At 69.7% G+C, this 23,894-nt stretch carries 27 protein-coding genes, 1 tRNA gene, 1 pseudogene and 1 riboswitch; of the genes and pseudogenes, 19 read left to right on the forward strand and 10 right to left on the reverse strand.

Annotated elements, in window-relative coordinates:
- The first annotated feature begins 21 nt into the window (after positions 1-21).
- Both ACZ607_RS29615 and ACZ607_RS29620 read left to right on the forward strand, forming a co-directional pair.
- Positions 22-1,557: an RDD family protein gene (locus ACZ607_RS29615; protein ID WP_469739650.1), complete on the forward strand. Its 1,536-nt coding sequence runs from the start codon at positions 22-24 to the stop codon at positions 1,555-1,557.
- Between the two features lie 123 nt (positions 1,558-1,680).
- Positions 1,681-2,328 carry an RDD family protein gene (locus tag ACZ607_RS29620; RefSeq protein ID WP_469739652.1) on the forward strand — a complete coding sequence of 216 codons (648 nt, stop codon included), beginning with the start codon at positions 1,681-1,683 and terminating at the stop codon, positions 2,326-2,328.
- Positions 2,329-2,335: 7 nt separating this feature from the next.
- Here ACZ607_RS29620 and ACZ607_RS29625 read toward each other — a convergent pair whose 3' ends face one another.
- Positions 2,336-2,626, reverse strand: a complete 291-nt coding sequence (locus ACZ607_RS29625) for a hypothetical protein (protein ID WP_469739655.1) — start codon at positions 2,624-2,626, stop codon at positions 2,336-2,338.
- A 380-nt stretch (positions 2,627-3,006) separates the two neighbouring features.
- Here ACZ607_RS29625 and ACZ607_RS29630 point away from each other — a divergent pair, with 380 nt between their 5' ends.
- Positions 3,007-5,406, forward strand: a complete 2,400-nt coding sequence (locus ACZ607_RS29630) for an immune inhibitor A domain-containing protein (RefSeq protein ID WP_469739659.1) — start codon at positions 3,007-3,009, stop codon at positions 5,404-5,406.
- A 122-nt stretch (positions 5,407-5,528) separates the two neighbouring features.
- Positions 5,529-5,873 (forward strand): hypothetical protein, encoded by a 345-nt coding sequence (locus tag ACZ607_RS29635; RefSeq protein ID WP_469739663.1) that lies wholly within the window; start codon positions 5,529-5,531, stop codon positions 5,871-5,873.
- A 46-nt stretch (positions 5,874-5,919) separates the two neighbouring features.
- Here the strand turns inward: ACZ607_RS29635 and ACZ607_RS29640 are convergent, their stop codons facing one another.
- Together ACZ607_RS29640 and ACZ607_RS29645 are read right to left on the reverse strand one after the other, a co-directional pair.
- Positions 5,920-6,504 (reverse strand): isochorismatase family protein, encoded by a 585-nt coding sequence (locus tag ACZ607_RS29640; RefSeq protein ID WP_469739665.1) that lies wholly within the window; start codon positions 6,502-6,504, stop codon positions 5,920-5,922.
- 125 nt (positions 6,505-6,629) lie between these two features.
- On the reverse strand, positions 6,630-7,958 hold the full coding sequence (locus ACZ607_RS29645; RefSeq protein WP_469739667.1) for a nicotinate phosphoribosyltransferase: 1,329 nt from the start codon (positions 7,956-7,958) through the stop codon (positions 6,630-6,632).
- Between the two features lie 88 nt (positions 7,959-8,046).
- Here ACZ607_RS29645 and clpS point away from each other — a divergent pair, with 88 nt between their 5' ends.
- The 7 genes from clpS (at position 8,047) to ACZ607_RS29680 (ending at position 12,877) form a co-directional block, all read left to right on the forward strand.
- Positions 8,047-8,355 (forward strand): ATP-dependent Clp protease adapter ClpS, encoded by a 309-nt coding sequence (gene clpS / locus ACZ607_RS29650; RefSeq protein WP_031100168.1) that lies wholly within the window; start codon positions 8,047-8,049, stop codon positions 8,353-8,355.
- A gap of 41 nt (positions 8,356-8,396) precedes the next feature.
- A complete protein-coding gene (locus tag ACZ607_RS29655) occupies positions 8,397-8,984 on the forward strand; it encodes a DUF2017 domain-containing protein (RefSeq protein WP_469739669.1) in 588 nt (195 codons plus the stop codon).
- A gap of 357 nt (positions 8,985-9,341) precedes the next feature.
- Entirely contained in the window at positions 9,342-10,772 is a 1,431-nt protein-coding gene (locus ACZ607_RS29660) for an amino acid permease (protein ID WP_469739671.1), read from the forward strand.
- A 111-nt stretch (positions 10,773-10,883) separates the two neighbouring features.
- Complete coding sequence (locus ACZ607_RS29665) at positions 10,884-11,318, forward strand: M67 family metallopeptidase (RefSeq protein ID WP_469739673.1); 435 nt, start codon at positions 10,884-10,886, stop codon at positions 11,316-11,318.
- Positions 11,319-11,414: 96 nt separating this feature from the next.
- Positions 11,415-11,528, forward strand: coding sequence for a putative leader peptide (locus ACZ607_RS29670; RefSeq protein WP_467263192.1), 114 nt, complete (start codon positions 11,415-11,417; stop codon positions 11,526-11,528).
- Positions 11,529-11,639: 111 nt separating this feature from the next.
- Positions 11,640-11,927: a MoaD/ThiS family protein gene (locus ACZ607_RS29675; RefSeq protein ID WP_404072676.1), complete on the forward strand. Its 288-nt coding sequence runs from the start codon at positions 11,640-11,642 to the stop codon at positions 11,925-11,927.
- The gene (locus tag ACZ607_RS29680; RefSeq protein ID WP_469739677.1) at positions 11,927-12,877 is read left to right on the forward strand and encodes a PLP-dependent cysteine synthase family protein; all 951 of its coding nucleotides are present in this window, start codon (positions 11,927-11,929) and stop codon (positions 12,875-12,877) included. Before ACZ607_RS29675 ends, ACZ607_RS29680 begins: the two co-directional genes overlap by 1 nt.
- Positions 12,878-12,955: 78 nt before the next feature.
- Here ACZ607_RS29680 and ACZ607_RS29685 read toward each other — a convergent pair whose 3' ends face one another.
- On the reverse strand, positions 12,956-13,450 hold the full coding sequence (locus tag ACZ607_RS29685) for a type II toxin-antitoxin system PemK/MazF family toxin (RefSeq protein WP_469739681.1): 495 nt from the start codon (positions 13,448-13,450) through the stop codon (positions 12,956-12,958).
- Positions 13,451-13,622: 172 nt separating this feature from the next.
- Here ACZ607_RS29685 and ACZ607_RS29690 point away from each other — a divergent pair, with 172 nt between their 5' ends.
- Positions 13,623-14,375 carry an MBL fold metallo-hydrolase gene (locus ACZ607_RS29690; protein ID WP_469739686.1) on the forward strand — a complete coding sequence of 251 codons (753 nt, stop codon included), beginning with the start codon at positions 13,623-13,625 and terminating at the stop codon, positions 14,373-14,375.
- A 239-nt stretch (positions 14,376-14,614) separates the two neighbouring features.
- On the opposite strand, the gene ACZ607_RS29695 is transcribed toward ACZ607_RS29690, so the two are convergent.
- Positions 14,615-15,880: a PTS transporter subunit EIIC gene (locus ACZ607_RS29695; protein ID WP_469739688.1), complete on the reverse strand. Its 1,266-nt coding sequence runs from the start codon at positions 15,878-15,880 to the stop codon at positions 14,615-14,617.
- Between the two features lie 266 nt (positions 15,881-16,146).
- Positions 16,147-17,406, reverse strand: a complete 1,260-nt coding sequence (locus ACZ607_RS29700; protein ID WP_469739690.1) for a PTS transporter subunit EIIC — start codon at positions 17,404-17,406, stop codon at positions 16,147-16,149.
- 181 nt (positions 17,407-17,587) lie between these two features.
- Between ACZ607_RS29700 and ACZ607_RS29705 the strand changes: the two genes are divergently transcribed.
- The 4 genes from ACZ607_RS29705 (at position 17,588) to rdgB (ending at position 19,907) form a co-directional block, all read left to right on the forward strand.
- Positions 17,588-17,860, forward strand: a complete 273-nt coding sequence (locus ACZ607_RS29705; protein WP_469739693.1) for a PTS sugar transporter subunit IIB — start codon at positions 17,588-17,590, stop codon at positions 17,858-17,860.
- A gap of 191 nt (positions 17,861-18,051) precedes the next feature.
- Entirely contained in the window at positions 18,052-18,789 is a 738-nt protein-coding gene (gene rph / locus ACZ607_RS29710; protein WP_329205832.1) for a ribonuclease PH, read from the forward strand.
- 101 nt (positions 18,790-18,890) lie between these two features.
- Positions 18,891-19,283 carry a hypothetical protein gene (locus tag ACZ607_RS29715; RefSeq protein WP_469739697.1) on the forward strand — a complete coding sequence of 131 codons (393 nt, stop codon included), beginning with the start codon at positions 18,891-18,893 and terminating at the stop codon, positions 19,281-19,283.
- A gap of 21 nt (positions 19,284-19,304) precedes the next feature.
- On the forward strand, positions 19,305-19,907 hold the full coding sequence (gene rdgB, locus ACZ607_RS29720) for an RdgB/HAM1 family non-canonical purine NTP pyrophosphatase (RefSeq protein WP_329205828.1): 603 nt from the start codon (positions 19,305-19,307) through the stop codon (positions 19,905-19,907).
- 54 nt (positions 19,908-19,961) lie between these two features.
- On the opposite strand, the gene ACZ607_RS29725 is transcribed toward rdgB, so the two are convergent.
- The 4 genes and pseudogenes from ACZ607_RS29725 to bcp all read right to left on the reverse strand — a co-directional run bounded on the left by ACZ607_RS29725 (position 19,962) and on the right by bcp (position 22,422).
- A tRNA-Leu gene (locus ACZ607_RS29725) sits at positions 19,962-20,048 on the reverse strand.
- Between the two features lie 27 nt (positions 20,049-20,075).
- Positions 20,076-20,186: pseudogene (locus ACZ607_RS29730) on the reverse strand (HNH endonuclease); the annotation flags it as partial.
- A gap of 142 nt (positions 20,187-20,328) precedes the next feature.
- Positions 20,329-21,825: a glycine betaine/L-proline transporter ProP gene (gene proP, locus ACZ607_RS29735; protein ID WP_469739702.1), complete on the reverse strand. Its 1,497-nt coding sequence runs from the start codon at positions 21,823-21,825 to the stop codon at positions 20,329-20,331.
- 129 nt (positions 21,826-21,954) lie between these two features.
- Positions 21,955-22,422 (reverse strand): thioredoxin-dependent thiol peroxidase, encoded by a 468-nt coding sequence (bcp, locus tag ACZ607_RS29740; protein ID WP_469739704.1) that lies wholly within the window; start codon positions 22,420-22,422, stop codon positions 21,955-21,957.
- A 129-nt stretch (positions 22,423-22,551) separates the two neighbouring features.
- Between bcp and ACZ607_RS29745 the strand changes: the two genes are divergently transcribed.
- The 3 genes from ACZ607_RS29745 to ACZ607_RS29755 all read left to right on the forward strand — a co-directional run bounded on the left by ACZ607_RS29745 (position 22,552) and on the right by ACZ607_RS29755 (position 23,787).
- Complete coding sequence (locus ACZ607_RS29745) at positions 22,552-22,899, forward strand: DUF3618 domain-containing protein (RefSeq protein WP_469739706.1); 348 nt, start codon at positions 22,552-22,554, stop codon at positions 22,897-22,899.
- A 76-nt stretch (positions 22,900-22,975) separates the two neighbouring features.
- Entirely contained in the window at positions 22,976-23,311 is a 336-nt protein-coding gene (locus ACZ607_RS29750) for a GroES family chaperonin (RefSeq protein ID WP_469739934.1), read from the forward strand.
- Between the two features lie 53 nt (positions 23,312-23,364).
- A riboswitch (guanidine-III (ykkC-III) riboswitch) is annotated at positions 23,365-23,430 on the forward strand.
- Between the two features lie 36 nt (positions 23,431-23,466).
- A complete protein-coding gene (locus ACZ607_RS29755) occupies positions 23,467-23,787 on the forward strand; it encodes a DMT family transporter (RefSeq protein ID WP_104786197.1) in 321 nt (106 codons plus the stop codon).
- Positions 23,788-23,894 lie beyond the last annotated feature (107 nt).

The following is a 23,894-nucleotide window of genomic DNA, read 5'->3' on the forward strand; positions in this document are numbered from 1 at the left end:
AAGAGATACGGGACCACGGTGATGAGCGCCCCAACCCCGGCACCCGGTGACGAAAGCCCCCGCGAGGGGTACTACCCCGACCCGTCCATTCCCGGCTACGTCCGGTACTGGAACGGCGCTTCGTGGGTCCCCGGCACCAGCAGGCCCGCGCCCCGGCAGGGCGGGACGACTCCCGCGACGCCTCCCGCCCCGGCGGCCGACGCGGCCCCGCAGCGGCAGGCTCCGGTGGACGAGACCGGGCCGATGTACCTCGACGAGGTCGACGGGACGGACCCGGCCGGAACGGACGGCGGGCCCGGCGGCGGCGAGGCGGACGTGACCCCAGGCCGGCCGCTGCCGGCGTCCGCCTGGCAGGCCGACACCTCCCGGCAGACCGGCTTCGGCGGCGAACGCGACCACCGCGTCTCGTGGGGCGGCGGGGATCCCCGTACGCCCGAGGCGCCCGCGCCCGAATCCGGGGCGCCGGCCGCGACGCCGCCCTCCGTCCCCGCCCCGGCGGAGGAACGCCCCGCCGATCCCCGGCAGTCCGGCGCCCAGGACCCGACGCGCGGTGCCCTGCCCGGCATGCGGGACGGCAGCGACGAGGTGAGCGACGGCACCGTCACCATCCGCAGGGAGCGGCCCGGCGGCGACGCGGGCGGCCGTCCGCCGACCGACGGCACGGTCACGATCCGCGCGGTCGGCCCCGGCGGCGCCCGTCCGCCGCGTCCGCGCGAGGAGGGCCCCGCCCCCGCCGACGGCACGATGGCGATCCGCGCCGTCCCGCCGGGCGGCACCCCGCAGCCCCCCGCCGCCCCCGCACCGTCCCCCACCCCGCCGCAGGCGCAGGCGCCGGGGCTGAACACGCCGCTGACACCGGGCCCGGGAGGCGGCTCCGCGTCCTGGGCGCAGCAGGTCCACCAGCTCGCCCAGCCCGAGCAGGCGGCCCGCCCGCAGCAGCCGCGCCCCCAGCAGCAGAGCCCGGGCCCGGTGCCCGCGCAGCAGCACGGCGTCAGGCCCGAACAGCAGCAGCCGGTGGTGCCGTGGAAGCCCCCGGTCGACGACCCCTTCCAGCAGCTCGCCCGGTCCCAGGCCTCGGCCAGGCCCGCGGCGCTCGGCAAGCGGCTGGCCGCCCGGATCGTCGACACGGTCGTCCTGGGCGCGCTCGTCGGCGCGGCCGGCTTCCCGCTGGTCACCCGGGCGATGGACCACGTCGACCAGAAGATCGAGGCGGCGAAGCTGTCCGGCGAGACGGTCACCGTCTGGCTCCTGGACGCCACGACGGCCGGGCTGTTCGGCGGGGTGCTCGCCGCCTTCCTGGTCCTCGGCTTCGTCCTGGAGGCCCTGCCCACGGCCAAGTGGGGCCGCACGCTGGGCAAGAAGCTCTGCGGGCTGGAGGTGCGGGACATCGAGTCCCACGACTCGCCGACGCTGGGGGCCGCACTGCGCCGCTGGCTGGTGTACGGGGTGCTGGGCCTGCTCGCCGTCGGTGTGCTCAACGTGCTCTGGTGTCTGATCGACCGTCCGTGGCGCCAGTGCTGGCACGACAAGGCGGCCCGCACCTTCGTCGCGGGCTGAGAGCGGGCCCGGGACCTGACGGGCGGCGGGCGCGAGCGGCCCGTACGCCCGTGTGCTGACGCCCCGTCCCCCGAAGAGACCCCAGCCGTTGCGGGCCTTCGCGGGCCGGGGTGCACTGCCCCCATGAGTAACGAACCACCGCCTCCGCCGCCCGACGACGACCCCTTCTCGAAGCGGCCGCCGCAGGGGCCTCCGCCTCCGCCGAGCGGTTCGCCCTACGGTGGCGGCGCGCCCCCGCCGCCGAACGATCCGTACGGCGGCGGCGGTCCGTACGGCGGCGCGGATCCGCTGGCCGGTATGCCGCCGCTGGCGGAGCCGGGGAAGCGGATCCTGGCGCGGCTGATCGACTTCCTCATCATCTCGATCCCGCTGTACCTGATCTCGCTGCCCTTCGGCGGTGCGGTCGACGTCTCGTCGGACGACGGCAACGACGACTTCGGCAACGCCATCGGCAACACCTACACCGGTCATCAGCTGGTGTGGTCGCTGATCGGCCTGGTGGTCTACGTCGCGTACGACACGTACTTCACGCACAAGGACGGCCGGACACTGGGCAAGCGGCTGCTGAAGATGCGCGTCGCGATGCTCAACGACGGCTCGGTCCCCGACACGAGCTCCTCGCTGATGCGGGCCGTCGTGCTGTGGCTCCCCGCGCTGCTGTGCTGCCCGTGCCTGTGGTGGCTCATCAACATCGTCCTGATGTTCACGGACAAGCCCTACCGGCAGGGTCTGCAGGACAAGGCGGGCAAGACCGTGGTCGTCAGCACCTGAGCGGGGGTCAGCGGTGCAGCGAGTGCTCGCCGATGTGCTCCCGCCGGGCGGTGGCGATCTCGATGTCCTCGATCGTGCGGTGGGTGCGGGCGGCGGTGGGCGGTGCCGTCGCCGGCCGGGCCGTCCTCGCACGCGCGGGCAGGGCCAGGGCGACCAGCAGGCCGAGCAGCAGCGCGACGGTGCCGACCGCGGCGACACCGAGGCCCGACTCCGTCCGGAACAGCAGCAGCAACGCGAGGGCGGAGAACACGACGGTGGCCGAACCGTAGGAGAACTGTGCGGCAGTCGGACGCGGCATGGCGATTACCGTCCTCGGGGCGTCGGATAGGGAAGTCTCTCAACACGTTCGCACGGTCAATCGACTCTACGACGGGGGATGCCCGTGAGGAACGGGTAGTAAGCGTGACCTAACCCACGGTACCGGTGCACAGGGGGCGCACGGAGTCACGCGGGTGCCCCCAGGAGTCGTCGGCGCGCCGGTCGGCGGTCCGGAAGGCCGCGATCCGCGTCCGGATAGCGGAAGAGGCCTCCCGCATAGTGCACTTGGTATGTGCAAGTCAAGATCTGTCTTTTCTCTCATAACTCCGATCGAATGTCGTCACTTGTGACGCGTTGAACGCGCGCGGCCCGCACTCACCCCCTGGCCGCGGACGCGAACGCCGGGGAGGACTGCATCAAGTGACCACTCAGAGACGGGCGCTGCGCGCCACCGCCGTAGCCGTGGCCCTGGCCGCCACCGCCGCGACGGCATCCACCTTCGCCACCGCCCAGGCGGATGACAAGGTGTCAGGATCGGGCGCCTCCATCGTGGACCGCCGCGACCCCGCGTCGGCCGAGGCGCACGAGCACGACCTGGAAGGGCCCTTCAGCAAGGAGCAGGCCGCACAGCGCAAGGCCGCGCTGGAGCAGGTCCTGTCCGGCGACAAGAAGGTGACCGCCAAGGGCGGCTCCAAGGTCGTCAAGCTCGGCAGGAGCAAGTACGTCGAGCTCGGCCGGGAGAAGACCGACAAGATCTTCACCATCCTCGTGGAGTTCGGCGACCAGGTCGACGACACCACGATGTACGACCCCGACGGCGACGGCCCGAAGCCGCCCGTCAAGAAGTACGGCGGCACACCCGGCCCGCTGCACAACGAGATAGCCGAGCCCGACCCGGCGAAGGACAACAGCACCGCCTGGCAGGCCGACTACAGCCAGCAGCACTTCCAGGACCTCTACTTCGGTGAGGGCAAGGGCAAGGACTCGCTGAAGACGTACTACGAGAAGACGTCCTCCGGGCGCTACTCCGTCGACGGCGAGGTCTCGGACTGGGTCAAGGTCCCGTACAACGAGGCCCGTTACGGTTCCAACTACTGCGGCTCGACCAACTGCGCCAACGTCTGGGACACGGTCCGCGACGGCGTCAACGCCTGGGTGGCCGACCAGAAGGCCAAGGGCCGCACCCTGGACCAGATCAAGGCCGACCTCGCCCAGTACGACCAGTGGGACCGCTACGACTTCGACGGCGACGGCGACTTCAACGAGCCCGACGGCTACATCGACCACTTCCAGCTGGTCCACGCCGGCGAGGACGAGTCCGCGGGCGGCGGCGTCGAGGGCACCAACGCGATCTGGGCGCACCGCTGGTACGCGTACGGCACCAACGCCGGTGCGACGGGCCCCGCGAACAACAAGGCCGGTGGCGCCGAGATCGGTGACACGGGCATCTGGGTCGGCGACTACACCGCGCAGCCCGAGAACGGCGGCCTGGGCGTCTTCGCCCACGAGTACGGCCACGACCTCGGCCTCCCGGACCTCTACGACACCTCCGGCGGCGGCGAGAACTCGGTCGGCTTCTGGTCCCTGATGTCGGCGGGCTCCTGGCTCGGCACCGGCGACGGCCAGATAGGCAACCTCCCGGGCGACATGACCGCCTGGGACAAGCTCCAGCTCGGCTGGCTCGACTACGACACGGCCAAGGCCGCCACGAAGTCGACCCACAAGCTGGGTGTCTCGGAGTACAACACCAAGGACAAGCAGGCGCTCGTCGTCGAGCTGCCCGAGAAGGCCGTCACCACCACGGTCACGAAGCCCGCGGAGGGCTCCAAGCAGTGGTGGAGCGACATGGGTGACGACCTGTCGAACACCCTGACCCGCTCGGTCGACCTCACCGGCAAGACGTCCGCCTCGCTGGACCTGTCCGGCTGGTACGACATCGAGGCCGACTACGACTACCTCTACACCGAGGTCTCGGACAACGGCGGCAGCAGCTGGACCGCGCTCGACGGCACCGCCGACGGCAAGGCCATCCCGCGCGACGCCAGCGACAAGCCGGCCCTGACCGACGTCTCCGGCGCGTACAAGAAGCTCTCCTTCCCGCTGGACGCCTACGCGGGCAAGAAGATCGACCTCCGCTTCCGCTACCAGACGGACGGCGGCGCGGGCGGCAAGGGCTTCGCGGCCGACGCCATCACCGTCACCGCCGACGGAGCCGTCCTCTTCTCGGACGACGCCGAGGGCGACGACAACGGCTGGACCGCCAAGGGCTTCTCGCGGATCGGTGAGTCGTTCACCAACGACTACCCGCAGTACTACATCGCCGAGAACCGCCAGTACGTCTCGTACGACAAGACCCTCGCGGTCGGCCCGTACAACTTCGGCTTCTCCACCACCCGTCCGGACTGGGTCGAGCACTACGCGTACCAGAACGGCCTGATGGTCTGGCTCTGGGACACCTCCCAGAAGGACAACAACACCTCGGTCCACCCGGGCCAGGGTCTGATCCTTCCGGTGGACTCCCACGCCAAGCCGCTGAAGTGGAAGGACGGCACGATCCTGCGCAACAAGATCCAGCCGTTCGACGCGCCGTTCAGCTGGTACCCGAACCAGGGCTTCACGCTGCACAACGCGGACGTCGCGCTGAAGATCAAGCCGTCGCTGGGCGTCCCGGTCTTCGACGACCGCAAGGGCACCTACTGGTACAAGGAAAACCCGACAGGAAGTGTCAAGGTTACTGACACCAACACCCGGATCACCATCGTGAACGAGCCCCTCAGCGGCTCGACGATGACCGTGAAGGTCGGCCCCTCGGGCAAGTAGTCCGAAAAACACCTGGTCAGAGCGCGATCGGCCGTCGCCCACTAGCGGGGCGGCGGCCGGTCGTGTTTAGGTGCGTCCTACCGATCCTTATTGACACGAAGTCTTACGGGGGAGCGCGAAGCATGGCAGGCGGAGGTTTCTGCAGGTTGCCCAACGGCACCGTGGTGGTGGCACTGGCCCTGAACGGCCCGGCCGGCGGATCCGGCCCGGGAGAGCCGGTACGGGTGCTGGTGCACGCGGCGAACCGGGCGCGCGCCCTGACCAGGCTGCGCAACCTGGGACTGCGTGCCGTCTACCTCAGGGGCAACTCCCACCCGCCCACCCCGGACGAGATAACGGCGGTCCTGCACCACCCCGACGGCCTGCTCTGGCGCACGGCGCCGCAGACCGGCCAGGAGCTCTGGCACCCGATACGGGCGCTGCTGGGCTCCGCCGGCTACGCGGGACCGGCCCGCCCGGCGGCCTGAGGGCGCCCGTGGCCGCGGGGGCGCCGCAGGGGCGCCCCGGGGCCCGTCAGACGACGGGCTTGCCGGACAGCTCCACCCCGGCGGTCCGCATCTCCTCCAGGGCCCGCTCCGTGGTCCCCTCGGCCACCCCGGCGGTCAGGTCCAGCAGCACCTGCGTGGCGAAGCCCTCGCGGGCCGCGTCCAGGGCCGTGGCCCGGACGCAGTGGTCCGTGGCGATGCCCACGACGTCGACCGCCGTCACGGAGCGGTCCCGCAGCCACTGGGCGAGCCCGGTGCCGTTCTCGTCGACCCCCTCGAAGCCGCTGTACGCCGCTTCGTACGCCCCCTTGTCGAAGACGGTGTCGATCGCGCCGGAGGCGACGGCGGGCGCGAAGTTCGGGTGGAAGCCCACGCCCTCCGTGCCGGCGACGCAGTGCGGCGGCCAGGAGTGCTCGAAGTCGGGTGCGGCGGAGAAGTGGTCCCCGGGGTCGATGTGGTGGTCCCGGGTGGCCACCACGTGGCTGTAGCCGGGCTGGGCCTCGGCGATCAGGTCCGTGATGGCGGCGGCGACATCGGCGCCGCCCGCCACCGCGAGGCTGCCGCCCTCGCAGAAGTCGTTCTGAACGTCAACGACGATCAAGGCGCGATGCATGACGGTTGTCCTTCGGTGGGGGTTCGGCGGTCGTGCGTACGGGTGCGGTGGGGATGCCACCGAGCCTAGAGACTCGGCGGACCCTGCGGGAGGGGGTGGGCAGGCCTCACGTCTACCCGGGGTCCTCAGGCGTACTCCGTGGGGAGCACCGGCTCCCCGCGGGACAGCTGCATCGCCGACATCGGCAGCCCCGACCGGGCCGCGATGTGCCGCTCCCGCGCGGCCTCCAGCGGCTCCCTGCCGACGACCTCGCCGCCCCTGACCAGCTCCACGAGCAGCTGCCGGTCCGCCAGCTCCGCCGGGACCTCGCCGCTGCCGATCACCTCGGCCTCGGCCACCCCGGCCTCGTCCAGCCGGCGCGCGGCCCACTTGCGGCCGCCCCTCGACGACTTCGCGCCCAGCGACTTCTTCGCCACCGGCAGCAGCGGGTCGGCCGGATCGGCGGACCGCGCCCGCGCCACCAGCTTGTAGACCATGGAGCACGTCGGGTGACCGCTGCCCGTGACCAGCTGTGTGCCCACCCCGTAGGTGTCGACGGGCGCGGCGGCCAGCGAGGCGATCGCGTACTCGTCCAGGTCGGACGTCACCACGATCTTCGTCTCCGTGGCGCCCAGCTCGTCCAGCTGCTGCCGCACCCGGTGCGCGACGAGCAGCAGGTCGCCCGAGTCGATGCGTACGGCACCGAGCTCCGGCCCCGCGATCTCCACCGCCGTACGGACCGCCTCGGTCACGTCGTACGTGTCGACGAGCAGCGAGGTGCCCCGGCCCAGCGAGTCCACCTGCGCCTGGAAGGCGTCCCGCTCGCTGTCGTGCAGCAGCGTGAAGGCGTGCGCGCTCGTCCCGACGGTCGGGATGTTGTAGCGGAAGCCGGCCGCCAGGTCCGAGGTGGTGTGGAAGCCGCCGACGTACGCGGCGCGCGCCGATGCCACCGCCGACAGCTCATGGGTGCGGCGCGCGCCCATCTCGATGAGCCTGCGGCCGCCCGCGGCGGCCGACATCCGGGACGCGGCGGCCGCGATCGCCGAGTCGTGGTTGAGGATCGAGAGGATCACGGTCTCCAGCAGCACGCACTCGGCGAAGGAGCCCTCGACCCGCAGGAGCGGCGAGCCCGGGAAGTACACCTCGCCCTCCGGGTAGCCCCAGATGTCCCCGCTGAAGCGGTAGTCGGCGAGCCAGTCCACGGTGGGTCCGTCGACGACGTTCTGGTCACGCAGGAAGGCGAGCATCTCGTCGTCGAAGTGGAAGTTCTCCACCGCGTCCAGCACCCGCCCGGTGCCCGCGACGACGCCGTAGCGCCGCCCCTCGGGCAGCCGTCGGGTGAAGGCCTCGAAGACGGAGCGCCGGTCCGCGGTGCCCGCCTTCAGTGCGGCCTGCACCATCGTGAGCTCGTACTGGTCGGTGAAGAGCGCGGTCGACGGCACACCGACCCGTCGCCCAAGGTCCGCTGAGTTCATGCCGGGGATGCTACTCCCTATTCGTCAAAGTGACGAGATGGGGGCGCCGTTTGTGCGCCGGCCCCTCTCTGGTGGCAGCATGGGGTAGGTGAGCGTTGCTGCCCCCGTAGAGATCGAACGTCCCGAATCGGCCGAGGAGACCTTCGCCGTCCCCGAGCCCGACGTCCCCTGGGTGACGCTGGTGCACAACGACCCGGTCAACCTCATGAGCTATGTGACGTATGTCTTCCAGGCCTACTTCGGCTACTCCAAGGACAAGGCGCACAAGCTGATGCTCGACGTCCATCAGAAGGGCCGCGCGGTCGTCTCCAGCGGCAGCCGCGAGGAGATGGAGCGCGACGTCCAGGCCATGCACGGTTACGGGCTCTGGGCCACGCTGACCCAGGACCGGAACTGACCCACCGCTGCCCCTCCGTCCGACCCATCATCGGAGAATTCATGGCCGGCCATTTCGAGGCCACCCCAGGCGGCGGCGCGGCCGTCGCGCTCGACGAGGTCGAGATCGCCATCCTGCGCTCCCTCGCCGTCCAGCTGCTCGAACTGATCGGCCCCGGCGACCAGCCGGCCGAGGGCGAGGACCCGCTCGCCGCGCTCTTCGCCGAGGGGCCCAGCGAGCCGCCCTCCGACCCCGCCCTGGCGCGCCTCTTCCCCGAGGCGTACGGGGACGAGGACAAGGAGCTGCGCGAGGCGTCCGCCGAGTTCCGCCGCTTCACGGAGAACGATCTGCGCACCCGTAAGCGCGAGGACGCCCTCGCCGTCGTACGGTCGCTCGACGCGCTCGCGCCCGACGCGGACAGCGGGGCGGTGCTCACCCTCACCCCCGAGGAGTGCCACCACTGGCTGGGCTCCCTCAACGACCTCCGCCTCACCATCGGCACCCGCCTGGAGGTCTCCGACGAGGACGAGGGCCAGGACGGCTCGCTCTACCGGCTCCCCGACAGCGACCCGCGCAAGCCGATGGTGATGGCCTATCTCTGGCTCGGGGCACTGCAGGAAACCCTCGTCGAAACACTGATGCCCGACTGAGCGCGGATCACTGATCGGATCGTTGATCGGATCACTGAGCACGGGCCGCCCCGGCCGCCCGACGGTTCGCTCAACGGATGCTCAAATCCGAATAACGATCCCGTCACCTGAATGGCTCTGTTTGCAGCGCCTGGAAACGCTTGTCCGCTTTTTCCTGTGGCGTGCGCCACATAATGTCCGGTGGCCTCATCCGGTGCCCGTGATAAATCTTCACGACCGCCCGGGGACGCCACCCCTGTCCCCGGGGGCGCTACAAGCCGGCCGAACGCCGGCGGCACTCCATCCATATCCGGGGGGATCAGGACCTGATCCGACGCCGACGACGGCGCGGATCGGCGTGGAGAAAGGCGCACCAACATGACATCGGCGCAGGTCGACAACGGGCAGCCGGACGGCCAGGAGGCCGTCGACGCCCCGGCGGGCGAGGGCTACCAGCGTGGACTGGGGGCCCGCCAGATCCAGATGATCGCCATCGGCGGAGCCATCGGGACGGGGCTCTTCCTCGGCGCGGGCAAAGCCATCGACAGGGCCGGCCCCAGCCTCATCCTGGCGTACGCCATCGCGGGCCTGGTCATCTTCTTCATCATGCGTGCCCTGGGCGAACTCCTCATGTACCGCCCGGTGTCGGGCTCCTTCTCGGAGTACGCCCGTGAATTCCTCGGCCCGTTCTTCGGATTCGTGACCGGCTGGACGTACTGGCTCTTCTGGGTCGTCACCGGAATCACCGAAGTCACCGCCGCGGCCACCTATATGACGTACTGGTGGGATATCCCGCAATGGCTGTCCGCACTGGTGTTCACCTTCATCCTGTACGGCGCCAACCTGATCTCGGTGAAGCTCTTCGGTGAGCTCGAGTTCTGGTTCTCGATGGTCAAGGTCACCGCCATCCTCGGCATGATCCTCATCTGTGCCGGCGTGCTCACCGTCGGCTTCTCCGACGCCGGGGACACCGCGACCGTCGCCAACCTCTGGAACGACGGCGGCTTCTTCCCCAGCGGCATCAGCGGCACGCTCATGACGCTCCAGATCGTCATGTTCGCGTTCCTCGCCGTCGAACTCGTCGGCGTCACCGCCGGTGAGTCCAAGGACCCGAAGACCGTCCTGCCCAAGGCCATCAACACCGTGCCGTGGCGCATCGCCGTCTTCTACGTCGGCGCGCTGATCATGATCCTGTCGGTCGTCCCGTGGAGCACCTTCAAGCCGGGCGTCTCCCCGTTCGTCGCCGCGTTCGAGGAGATGGGCCTCGGCATCGGAGCCGCGATCGTCAACTTCGTCGTGCTCACCGCCGCGCTCTCCTCCTGCAACTCCGGCATGTACTCCACCGGGCGCATGCTGCGGGACCTCGCGCTCAACGGCCAGGGCCCCAAGGCCTTCACCAAGCTGACGCGCAACGGCCTCCCGCTGACCGGCACCACCTTCTCCGCCGCGCTGATGCTCGTCGGCGTCTGGATCAACTACCAGTGGCCCGGCGACGCGTTCAACTACGTCGTCTCCTTCGCCACCATCTCCGGCATGTGGGCCTGGATCATGATCCTGATCTGCCAGATCCGCTTCCGCGCCAAGGCCGACCGCGGCGAACTGCCCCAGTCCACCTTCAAGGCCCCCGGGGCGCCGTTCACCAGCTGGTTCGCGCTCTGCTTCATCGGCCTCGTCATCACCATGATGGCCATCGACAAGGACGCCAGGATCTCGCTGTACTGCGCGCCCGTCTGGGCGCTGATCCTCGGCGTCTCCTACCTGGTGCTCAGGGCCCGCAACCCGCAGGGCGCCGCCTTCACCAAGCGCTGAGCCCCCGCACGGCGCCCCGGGACACCGGCCGCCCCAACGGCCCTGTCCGGCATCCGGGCCCTCCCGTACCACCCCTCGGTACGGGAGGGCCCGTCTGTCTATCCTGGCGCCATGCTGACCATCACCCAGGCGCTGTACGACCAGATCGTCGCCCACTCCCGCGCGGACCACCCCGACGAGGCGTGCGGAGTGGTCGCGGGCCCCGCCGGGACGGGCCGTGCCGAGCGCTTCATCCCCATGCTCAACGCCGCCCGCTCGCCCACGTTCTACGAGTTCGACTCCGCGGACCTGCTGAAGCTCTACCGCGAGATGGACGACCGCGACGAGGAGCCGGTGATCATCTACCACTCCCACACCGCGACCGAGGCCTACCCCTCCCGCACCGACCTCACCTACGCCAACGAGCCCGGCGCCCACTACGTCCTGGTCTCCACCGCGGACACCGACGACGCCGGACCCTTCCAGTTCCGCTCGTACCGCATCGTGGACGGCGAGATCACCGAGGAAGAGGTCGAGGTCGTCGAGGCGTACCCCGCCGTCGCCTGACCCGAAGAGAGCCCGTGTCCCACATGGCGAACGCTCACCATCCACCATGTGGGATCACACTCCGGATCCCGGGTGGGGAATCGATACGATGAGCGCATGGTTCCCCATGACGTGAGCGAAAAGGCCCCGGGCACACTGCTCGTCGCGCGGCTGCACGTCGACCTGTGCAGGCTGTCCAGCGCCATGTGTCCGGCCGTCGCCTGCCCGTGAACCGCACGGCCTGAGCCGCGGTCCGAGCGCCATCACGCACGCACCACCCCCGCGCGGGGGCACCAACGCGCGCCCCACGCCACCTCCCCGCATTCGACAGGAGCCCACGCCATGGCCATCGAGGTCCGCATCCCGACCATCCTCCGCACCTACACCGACGGCGCCAAGGCGGTCGAAGGCAGCGGGGAGACCCTTGCCGACCTCTTCGCCGACCTGGAGAGCCGCCACACCGGCATCCGTGAGCGACTCATCGACAGCGCGAACGGGGACCAGCTCCGCCGCTTCGTGAACGTCTACCTCAACGACGAGGACGTCCGCTTCCTCGACGGCATCTCCACCAAGCTCGCCGACGGCGACAACGTCACGATCCTCCCGGCCGTCGCCGGCGGCATGCGCTGATGCGGTACGACTCCCCGCTGGCGGCCGTGGGCAACACGCCCCTGGTCCGCCTCCCGCGGCTGTCCCCGTCCGAGGACGTCCGTATCTGGGCCAAGCTCGAGGACCGCAACCCCACCGGCTCGATCAAGGACCGCCCCGCGCTCCACATGGTCGAGCAGGCGGAGAAGGACGGCCGCCTGACACCCGGCTGCACCATCCTCGAACCCACCAGCGGCAACACCGGCATCTCGCTCGCCATGGCGGCCACCCTCAAGGGCTACCGCATCGTCTGCGTCATGCCGGAGAACACCTCGCAGGAGCGGCGCGACCTGCTCACCATGTGGGGCGCCGAGATCATCTCGTCCCCCGCCGCGGGCGGCTCCAACACCGCCGTACGCGTGGCCAAGGAGCTCTCCGCCGAGCACCCCGACTGGGTCATGCTCTACCAGTACGGCAACCCGGACAACGCCGGCGCCCACTACGCCACCACCGGACCGGAGATCCTCACCGACCTCCCCTCCATCACCCACTTCGTGGCCGGCCTCGGCACCACCGGCACCCTCATGGGCGTCGGCCGCTACCTCCGCGAGAACAAGCCCGACGTCGCCGTCGTCGCCGCCGAACCGCGCTACGACGACCTCGTCTACGGCCTGCGCAACCTCGACGAAGGCTTCGTCCCCGAGCTGTACGACGCCTCCGTCCTCACCACCCGCTTCTCCGTCGGCTCCGCCGACGCCGTCACCCGCACCCGCGAGCTCCTCCAGCAGGAGGGCATCTTCGCCGGCGTCTCCACCGGAGCCGCACTCCACGCCGCCATCGGCGTCGGCCGCAAGGCCCTCAAGGCCGGCGAATCCGCGGACATCGTCTTCGTCGTCGCCGACGGCGGCTGGAAGTACCTGTCGACCGGCGTCTACACCGCGCCCACGACGGAAGCCGCCATCGAGACCCTGCAGGGCCAGCTCTGGGCCTGAGAGGCCCCTCACGTACGGCGCAACGGCTCCGGGAGGCGTGGAGCGGGAGGACGATCCCGCTCCACGCCTCCCGCACGCTCAGCCCAGCCCGCGCACCCGGTCCCACAGCCCCGGATCCACCTCGCCCGCCTTCCGGCGGAACCCCGCCACCGCCACGTCCCGCAGCTCGTCCGTCTCCAGGAAGCTCTGCCGGCCCCGCGCGTCCCCCACCGCACCCGGCGGCAGAGCGATCACCCCCGGCCGCTCCTCATGGTGCTTGCTGGTGATCTTGGCGACGACCGCCGTGCCACCCCGCACCGACAGCACCAGGCACGGCCGGTCCTTGGACCCGGGCCCGTCCTCGAACGGCACATCCGCCCACCAGATCTCCCCGGGCCGGGGCACCCCGTGCGGCCGCCCCTTCTTCCGCTCCGGAGCGCGCCCCGGAGCCCGTTCCGGAGCCCGCCCCGGCGGACGCGTCCGCCCGCCCGGACGCCGCGGACCGCGCCCGCCCCGCCCCCGCGCGTCGGAGACCGTCGCCACGAGCGCCAGCAGGACCACGGCGGCCAGTGCCACCCACCACCACGTGTTCATGACCCGACCGTACCGGCGCCCGACGACACCCGGGTTTCCATCGAACCGGTGACAGCACAGGTGAGTTCCCCCACAACGGCAGGCGGTGGAGGAGCGACCAGCGGTTTCGCGCCTTACGCTCGACGGACCGCACGAACCCTCCCCGTTCCCACGCCTCGGAGGTTCACGCTCCATGAAGCTCACCGTCGTCGGCTGCTCCGGCTCGTTCCCGTCCGCGGGTTCGGCATGCTCGAGCTACCTCGTAGAGGCCGACGGCTTCCGGCTGCTCCTCGACATGGGCAACGGCGCCCTGGGCGAGCTGCAGCGCCATGTAGGTCTCTACGACCTCGACGCCATCTTCCTCAGCCACCTCCATGCCGACCACTGCATCGACATGTGCGCGTACTTCGTCGTCCGCTACTACCGCTTCGACGGCGGACGCCCCGCCCCGATCCCCGTGTACGGACCCGAGGGCACCGAGCGCCGGCTCACCACGGCCCACGCCGACACCCCGTCCGACCACGCGATGAGCGAAGTCTTCGACTTCCACACGCTGAAGTCGGGATCGTTCGAGATCGGCCCCTTCTCGGTCCGTACGGAGAAGCTCTGCCACCCCGTCGACACCTTCGGCATCAGGGTCGAGCACGACGGGCGCGCCCTCACCTACTCCGGCGACACCGGCACCTGCGAGGCGCTGGCCGAACTCGCCGAAGGTTCCGACCTGTTCCTCTGTGAAGCATCGTTCATCCACGGCAAGGAGGACATCCCGGACCTCCACCTCAACGGCCGCGAAGCAGGCGAGTACGCCGCACGCGCCGGAGCGGGACGCCTCGTCCTCACCCACATCCCGCCGTGGACGGACGCCGAACGCAACCTCGCCGACGCACGCGAGGTCTACGACGGCCCGGTCGAGCTGGCGGCCCCCGGCGCGGTGTACGAGGTCTAGGGTCTTTCGTTTGGATCAGGCCGGATCAGGGAGCGGGGTCTGGTGCGTGCAGCTGCAAGGCGGAGGAGGGAGTCAACGCGGAGCGTTGCCGACTGACGACAACGCCGCAGATGTGCGTGCCAGACCCCGCGAGCCCGGCATGATCCAAACGAGAGGCCCTAGGCCCCCTGCCACGCAGAAGCCCCCATCTCCCGCGCGGGAGATGGGGGCTTCTGGTGTGCCGTACGAAGAGGGCCGGACTACTTGGCCTCGGCCTTCTGGAGCTCGGCGAGCTCCTCGTCGGACTCGCGGCCCGGCGTCGGCAGGTTGAACTTGGTGATCGCGAACCGGAAGACCACGTAGTAGACGACCGCGAAGCAGAGGCCGACCAGGACCAGCAGCCAGGGCTTCGAGGCGATGCCCAGGTTCAGACCGAAGTCGACGAGACCGGCGGAGAAGCCGAAGCCGTCCTTCATGCCGAGCGCCCAGGTCAGGGCCATCGAGACACCGGTCAGCACCGCGTGGATCGCGTACAGCACCGGGGCGATGAACATGAACGTGAACTCGATCGGCTCGGTCACACCGGTGATGAACGAGGTCAGCGCGAGCGAGAACATCATGCCGCCGACGACCTTGCGGCGCTCCGGACGGGCACAGTGGACGATCGCGAGGCAGGCCGCCGGGAGGGCGAACATCATGATCGGGAAGAAGCCGGTCATGAACTGTCCGGCGTTCGGGTCGCCGGCCAGGAAGCGGGCGATGTCACCGTGGGCGCCGTTGTACTCGCCGGCCTGGAACCACGGGAACGAGTTCAGCAGGTGGTGCATGCCGACCGGGATCAGCGCACGGTTGGCGACACCGAAGATGCCCGCGCCGACGGCACCGGAACCGACCAGCCACTCACCGAAGTTGTGCAGACCCGTGCCGAGCACCGGCCAGATGAGACCGAAGACGATGCCGATGACCAGACCCGCGAAGGCGGAGAGGATCGGGACCAGGCGACGACCGCTGAAGAAGCCCGCCCAGTCGGGCAGCTTCGTCCGGTGGAAACGCTGGTACAGCAGGGCCACGACTATGCCCATCACGACGCCGCCGAGCACACCCGCGTTGACCGGGGCGTCGCTCATGACGATCTTGCCGTCCGCGACGCTGGCGACCTGGGGCAGGTTGCTGTCGGTGAAGGTGGCCAGCACCTTCTGGAAGACCAGGTAGCCGGTCACCGCGGCGAGTGCCGTCGAGCCGTCGGACTTCTTGGCGAAACCGATCGCGATACCGACGGCGAACAGCAGAGCCATGTTGTCCAGGATGGCGCCACCGCCGGCCGCCATGTAGCCGGCCAGCTTGGTGACGACGGTGGGGAACGACTCGCGGCCGAGCATGTCGGCATTGCCGAGCCGGACCAGCAGCGCGGCCGCGGGCAGGACCGCGACCGGCAGCATGAGGCTGCGACCGATGCGCTGCAGGACAGCCATCACACCGGCGCCCCGCTTCTTTGCGGGCGCGGCCGCAGCGGTGTCCGTACTCATGAACTTCCTCCGGTAGGCAAGGCGCCGCCGAGTGAAGGGTTCGGGGGGCGGCGACTCGAGGAACGCGGCGGCGAAAGAACGGCCGCGTGGTCTGTACCACTCAGTGGTGTAGACCAGTTTTAGCACGGTGAGGGTGAGATAAGGAACCTGCGATTCCCTCCCTTTTGCCGCGTAGTTCCGCCACCACCCTGGGTGATACGGCGAAGCCCCCGGACCATCGGGTCCGAGGGCTGCGGGGAAGGCCGGGGGAGGCCGGAGGGAGGCCGCTACTTCGTCAGGTCGTCCTCGATCTTCTGCTCTTCCTCCAAGGGCTCGCGCCCCGGGGTCTGGAGGTTGAACTTGGTGATCGCGAACCGGAAGATCACGTAATAGACGACAGCGAAGCACAGCCCGATGGGGATGATCAGCCAGGGTTTCGTGTCCAGGTGCCAGTTGACGACGTAGTCGATCAGGCCGGCCGAGAAGCTGAAGCCGGCGTGCACACCCAGCGCCCAGGTGACCCCCATCGACACCCCGGTCAGGATCGCGTGCACCCCGTACAGCAGCGGTGCGACGAACATGAACGAGAACTCCAGCGGCTCCGTCACGCCCGTCACGAAGGACGTCAGCGCCACGGACACCATCAGGCCCGTCACCTCCTTGCGCCGCTCCGGCCGCGCCGTGTGGGCGATGGCCAGGGCCGCGGCGGGCAGGCCGAACATCATGATGGGGAAGAACCCCGAGGTGAACTGCCCGGCCGTCGGGTCCTCCGCGAAGAAGCGCGAGATGTCGCCCTGCACGGTCTTGCCGTCGCTCCCGGTGAACTCGCCCGCCTGGAACCAGAAGAACGTGTTCAGGAACTGATGCATGCCGATCGGGATCAGCAGGCGGTTCGCGAAGCCGAAGATGGCCGCGCCCCACGCGCCGAGGTCGATCAGATGCTTGGAGAACCAGGTCAGCGCGTCACCGACGGGCTGCCACAGCAGACCGAACAGCACGCCCAGGATCACGCAGAGGAACGCCATCAGGATCGGGACCAGCCGGCGCCCGTTGAAGAAGCCCAGCCAGTCGACCAGCTTCGTACGGTGGTACCGCTGCCACACGACCGCGGTGAGCAGGCCGATGATGATGCCGCCCAGGACGCCCGGGTTCTGGGGCTCGCCGTCAGGCAGCGCCTCCGTCACGGAACCGTCCACGGGGAAGGCCTCCAGTACGCCCCGGTAGACGAGGAAGCCGACCACGGCGGCCAGCGCGGTCGAGCCGTCCGCCTTCTTCGCGAAGCCGATCGCGACGCCGATGCAGAACAGCAGGGGGAGCCCCACGGTGCCGTCCAGGATGGCGTTCCCGCCGTTCAGCAGGACCTTGGACGTCTTGTTCCAGAAGGCGCCGTCCAGATACGAGTCGAAGAGGTTGCCGAGGCTGACGAGGAGGCCCGCCGCGGGCAGCACGGCCACCGGCAACTGGAGGCTGCGACCGACCTTCTGCAACCCCTGGACCGGCCCGCTCCACCATTTCCGCTGTGATGCTGCCGCCGCGTTCGCACTCATCGGCATCCTCCCGGAACACACCTGGTTTGGCGGGCGTTGGAAACTGGTGTAGACCAGTCGCGGTACGGTACGGAGCCCGCCGGAAGGCAGGGCACCGGTGATCGTCATCATTGGGGACCGTGCGGTTACCCGCCCGTGAAGTTGGGCCAACCGTGCGTTACCGTGACGAAACGGACCCACGGTGGGCCGCCCCCCGCACGCACAGACCAGGGAGAAGGACATGGCCAGCAAGGCTGAGAAGATCGTCGCCGGCCTCGGCGGTATCGAGAACATCGACGAGATCGAAGGCTGCATCACCCGCCTCCGCACCGAGGTCCACGACCCCAGCAAGGTCGACGAAGCCGCGCTGAAGGCCGCCGGGGCCCACGGCGTCGTCAAGATGGGCACAGCGATCCAGGTCGTCATCGGCACCGACGCCGACCCCATCGCCGCCGACATCGAAGACATGATGTGACCGGCTGACGCGACAGTCGGCCCACCCGAGTCCCACACAGGCCCCGCTCCGCCCCCGACCGGCTCGGAGCGGGGCCTGTCGTGCACCCGGGACACACCCCGCCCCGCACCGGGACGCCGTCCCGCCCGCGCCCTCACACGTCCCCGTGCACCCGAACGGACCCCACCGCCCCAGCCGATAGGCTCGACGGCATGTCTCGTATCGACGGCCGCACCCCCGAACAGCTCCGCCCCGTCACCATCGAACGCGGATGGAGCAAGCACGCCGAAGGCTCCGTACTCATCTCCTTCGGTGACACCAAGGTCTTCTGCACCGCCTCCGTCACCGAAGGCGTCCCGCGCTGGCGCAAGGGCAGCGGCGAGGGCTGGGTCACCGCCGAGTACTCGATGCTGCCCCGCTCCACCAACACCCGCGGCGACCGTGAATCCGTACGCGGCAAGATCGGCGGCCGCACCCACGAGATCAGCCGGCTCATCGGCCGCTCCCTGCGCGCCGTGATCGACTACAAGGCGCTCGGCGAGAACACCATCGTCCTGGACTGCGACGTCCTCCAGGCCGACGGCGGCACCCGCACCGCCGCCATCACCGGCGCCTACGTCGCCCTCGCCGACGCCATCGCCTGGGCCCAGGGCAAGAAGATCATCAAGCACGGCCGCAAGCCGCTCACCGGCACCGTCGCCGCGGTCAGCGTCGGCATCGTCGACGGCGTCCCCCTCCTCGACCTCTGCTACGAGGAGGACGTCCGCGCCGACACCGACATGAACGTCGTCTGCACCGGCGACGGCCGCTTCGTCGAGGTCCAGGGCACCGCCGAGGCCGAGCCCTTCGACCGCGCCGAGCTCAACGCCCTCCTCGACCTCGCCACCGCCGGCTGCACCGACCTGGGCAAGCTCCAGGAAGAGGCGCTCGCCCGCACACTCGGCGAGTAAAGAAGCAACCAAATACGCAGCGCACAGCGTCGTGACGGGTACGGGCGCACGGGTCGAACCGTGCGTCCGTCCACGTATCCGCCCTGGGGAGGGACCGCATCATGGCCTCGCGCCGCCGTCACCACCGCACCGCACTCGCCGTCACGGCCACCCTGCTGACCCTCACCGCCGCCGTCGGCTGCGGAGCCGTCGACAAGGCCCTGGACTGCGTCCGCACCGCCGACGCCATAGCCACCAGCGTCGACAGCCTCCAGCAGGCGATATCCAGCGCCTCCGACGACCCGACGCAGGCCTCGGAAGCACTCGACCAGATCGACAAGGACCTCAAGGACCTCGGCGACACCACCGACAACGCCGACCTGAGCAAGGCCGTCGACGACCTCCAGGCGGGGGTCGCCAACGTCCGCGAATCCCTCGACAAGGGCGACGCCACCCCCGACATCAGCCCGGTCACGGACGCGGCCACCGAGATAGGCAAGGTCTGCACCCCCTGACCCGGCGGCGATAATCGACGCATGACGCGCCTGATCCTCGCCACCCGCAACGCCGGGAAAATCACCGAACTCCACGCGATCCTCGCCGACGCGGGTCTCTCCCACGACCTCGTCGGCGCGGACGCGTACCCCGACATCCCCGACGTCAAGGAGACCGGCGTCACCTTCGCCGAGAATGCCCTGCTCAAGGCCCACGCCCTGGCCCAGGCGACCGGCCACCCGGCCGTCGCCGACGACAGCGGCCTCTGCGTCGACGTACTCGGCGGGGCCCCCGGCATCTTCTCGGCCCGCTGGGCCGGAGCCCACGGCAACGACAAGGCCAACCTGGACCTGCTCCTCGCCCAGCTCGGCGACATCTCGGACCCGCACCGCGGCGCCTACTTCGCCTGCGCCGCGGCCCTGGCCCTCCCCGACGGCACGGAACGCGTGGTCGAGGGCCGCCTCACGGGCACCCTGCGCACCGCTCCGGCCGGTGCGTACGGCTTCGGCTACGACCCGATCCTCCAGCCCGACGACGAGACCCGGACCTGCGCGGAGCTCACCCCGGCGGAGAAGAACGCGATCAGCCACCGGGGCAAGGCGTTCCGGGCGCTGGTGCCGGTGGTGCGGGAGCTGGTGGGCTGAGGCCCCAGATGCAGAACGGCCTGTGCATCGATCCTTCGATGCACAGGCCGTTCGTGGTGCGGCGGAAGGGATTCGAACCCTCAAGCCGTTTCACGGGCCACAGATCCTAAGTCTGCTGTGTCGCCATTGCACCACCGCCGCTAGCCGCCAGTCATCGTACCGGGCGGGCCGGGTCGAACTCTTCGGGGCCACCCCGAGCTTCGTCAGTGCCTCCGAGAGTGTCCGCGACGACGAGACCGCCTCTGCGAGGCGCTCGCGCGTGTACGGGCTCACCGGCATGTCCCTCCGTATCCGGCCGCACGTTCGCAGCCTCGTACGGAGCAACGAACCGCTTATCGGATGGTCACGTCCGGAATGCGATGCGATACGGAAGGGCCCGTACCGCTTAGTGGCGGTACGGGCCCTTCCGTAGGGGTGTGCGTCAGAACTTCGGGTCCGGGCTCTGCGCGTGGACCAGTTCCGCCGCTTCCTCCTCCGTCTCCACCGAGGGCGGGGAGCCGGCCAGGGGCTTGTTCGCGGTCTCCTTCATGCAGGCCACCGCGATCACGCCGATCAGGGCCGCCGCCATCGCGTAGTACGCCGGCATGAGGTTCGAGCCGGTCCAGCTGATCAGGGCGGTGATCACCAGCGGGGTCGTACCGCCGAAGATCGAGGCCGAGAGGTTGTAGCCGACCGACAGGGAGCCGTAGCGGACGTTGGTCGGGAACAGGGCCGGGAGCGCGGCGGACATCGTGCCCAGCATGCAGACCAGGGAGAGGCCGAGCATCAGCATGCCGATGATGATCGCCGGGATGCTGCCCTGGCGGATCAGGAGGAACGCCGGCAGGGACAGGAACAGGAAGCCGAGCATTCCGGCCATCAGCAGCGGCTTGCGGCCGAAGCGGTCGGAGAGCTTGCCGAACTGGCTGATGATCAGCATCAGGAACACCATGACGCCGAGCAGGATGAGCAGGCCGTGGGTCTCGCTGTAGCCGAGCTCGTCCGAGAGGTAGGTCGGCATGTACGACAGCAGCATGTAGTCGGTGATGTTGTACGCGCCGACCAGGGCGATGCAGAGGATCAGCGTCGGCCAGTACTGGCGGAAGATCTTGGCGAGGTCGCCCTTGGCGGTGGACTCGACGTGGTCCGCGGCCTCCGTGGCGTGGGCGGTGCCGCCCTCCAGCTTCTGGAAGGCGGGGGTCTCGTCCAGGCGGAGTCGCAGGTAGAGGCCCACGAGGCCGAGGGGGCCCGCGACGAGGAACGGGATGCGCCAGCCCCAGGACTCCATCTGGGCGGTGTCCAGGAGGGCGTACAGGAGGGTGACGAGGCCGGCGGCGCCGACGTAGCCGGCGAGGGTGCCGAACTCCAGGAAGCTGCCGAAGAAGCCGCGGCGCTTGTCGGGGGCGTACTCGGCGATGAAGGTCGAGGCGCCGCCGTACTCACCGCCGGTGGAGAAGCCCTGGAGCATCCGGAAGAAGATCAGCAGGACCGCCGCCCAGACGCCGATGGTGTCGTGGGAGGGGATGAGGCCGATCGCGAAGGTGCCGACCGCCATGAGGATCATGGTGAGGGCCAGGACCTTCTTGCGGCCGATCTTGTCGCCCATCGGGCCGAAGAACATGCCGCCGAGGGGCCGGACGAGGAAGGCCACGGCGAAGGTCGCGAACGACGAAAGGAGCTGGGTGGTGTCGTTCCCCGAGGGGAAGAAGACATGCCCGATGGTGACGGCCAGGTAGGAGTAGATGCCGAAGTCGAACCACTCCATGGCGTTACCGAGCGACGCCGCCTTCACCGCGCGCTTGACCGCCTGGTCGTCGGTGATGGTGATGTCGGTCCGACGGAGCCGGGGGTTCTGGCGCTTCCGGATGGCGCGGAAGAGCGCTGGATGGCGTTTGACCGCATCAGGGTCGGCCGCCTGGTGGGGGTCGGAGGCCGCCATGGCCGGTTCCTTTCGTCGAACGGTGTTCCAGGAAAGGCTTCTGCGCAGTCATGGCGGTTGCAAACCGAATCAACGGATGATTGCGATCTCGCTCACACCCATTTGGGCTGATAACCCTACGAATCGGGGTCAGATTCCGAGGTCCTTGATGATCTTGGCAACGTGTCCGGTCGCCTTGACGTTGTAGAGGGCCCTCTCCACCTTGCCCTCTTCGTCGACCACAATCGTGGAACGGATCACGCCCGTCACCACTTTGCCGTAGAGCTTCTTCTCGCCGAACGCCCCGTATGCCGCAAGGGTCTCCTTGGAGGGGTCGCCGACCAGGGTGACCTTGAGGTCTTCCTGCTCGCGGAACTTCGCGAGCTTCTCGGGCTTGTCCGGCGACACGCCGATGACGTCGTAGCCGGCCCCGGCGAGCAGCTCCAGGTTGTCCGTGAAGTCGCAGGCCTGCTTGGTGCAGCCGGGGGTAAGCGCGGCGGGGTAGAAGTAGACGATGACCTTGCGGCCCTTGTGGTCCGCGAGCGAGACCTCGTTGCCGTCGGCGTCCGGAAGGGTGAAGGCGGGGGCGGTGTCGCCGGTCTGGAGTCGCTCGCTCATGTTTCTCCTCGAGTGGCACGCGTGCTGTGTGGCACCGAGCGTAATAGGGGGTGCCGCCGGGTGTGGGGGCGCCCGAGCTGACAGACTGTCGATGACGGTTTACCCGACGACGACCACGGAGGCGGCGCAGTGTCGGATACCAGGACCCCTGCGCAGATCGAGGCGGACATCATCAGCAGGCGTGAGCAGCTTGCCGTGGTGCTGGACGAGATCGGGGTGCGGGTGCACCCGAAGACGATGATTGGTGACGCGAAGGCCAAGGTCGCGTCGACGGTGGACCGGACGGCCGGGCGCGCGTTCGTCGCGGTGAACCGTTCGGTCTCGGACGTGAAGGCGCAGTTCGTGGCGGAGGACGGTTCGCCGCGGCTGGAGCGGGTGATTCCGGTCGCGCTGGTGCTGGCCGGTGCGGTGGCCCTGCTGACGGTGTCCTCCCGGTCCTCGCGGTCCTCCGGGCCCGTGCGGCGTAAGAGGCGCTGAGGCCCGTCTCCCGGCGGCCCTGGGGCGTGGGGAGCGGCTCGGGGCAGGTAGGTTTCTGCGCGTGAGCGACAACGGTATGAGCGACACCGACGACAAGCTGCCGATCCGGATGCTGCACGACCGTGTGCTGGTCCGGTCCGATTCGCCGGAGGGCGAGCGGCGGTCGGGCGGCGGCATCCTGATCCCGGCGACGGCGGCGGTCGGCCGGCGTCTGGCGTGGGCCGAGGTGGTCGCGGTCGGGCAGAACGTGCGGACCGTGGAGCTGGGGGACCGGGTGCTGTACGACCCCGAGGACCGTGCCGAGGTCGAGGTGCGGGGTGTGGCGTACGTGCTGATGCGTGAGCGGGATCTGCACGCGGTGGCGGCGGACCGGTTCGAGGGGTCGGTGGATTCGACCGGTCTCTATCTGTAGGCAGCGGTGGGGTGAGTGGGCCTGGTGACGGTGGTCACCAGGCCTTTCTGCTGTTTTTGCTACGGTGGTGGGACCCCGACGAGACGCGCCGTACCGGGTTTCCGCAAAGACGACGCACCCGTGTTGTTCGCGAGTTCCGTCGTGGAGGTGCCGTCGTGGCGTGGGTTCTGCTGGTGGTCGCCGGTCTGCTGGAAGTGGGCTGGTCGATCGGGATGAAGTACACCGAGGGGTTCACCCGTCTGTGGCCGAGTGTGTTCACCGGTCTGGGCATCGTGGCCAGCATGATGCTGTTGTCGCAGGCGGCGAAGACGCTGCCGATCGGTACGGCGTACGGCGTGTGGGTGGGGATCGGCGCGGCCGGTGCCGCGGTGCTGGGCATGGTGGTGCTGCATGAGCCGGTGACCGCGGCCCGCATCTTCTTCGTCTGTCTGCTGCTGGTGGCCGTGGTGGGGCTGAAGGCGACGTCGGGGCACTGACGCGGTGGCGCGGGCGGGCCGGGTATGGCGGCCCCGCGCCCCGGGGATACGCGGGTCGGGGACAGGCCGCACGGGGGGGTTCAATTGGAGCCCCAGGGGCCAGGTCA

Source organism: Streptomyces sp. NPDC104381, from assembly GCF_055583745.1.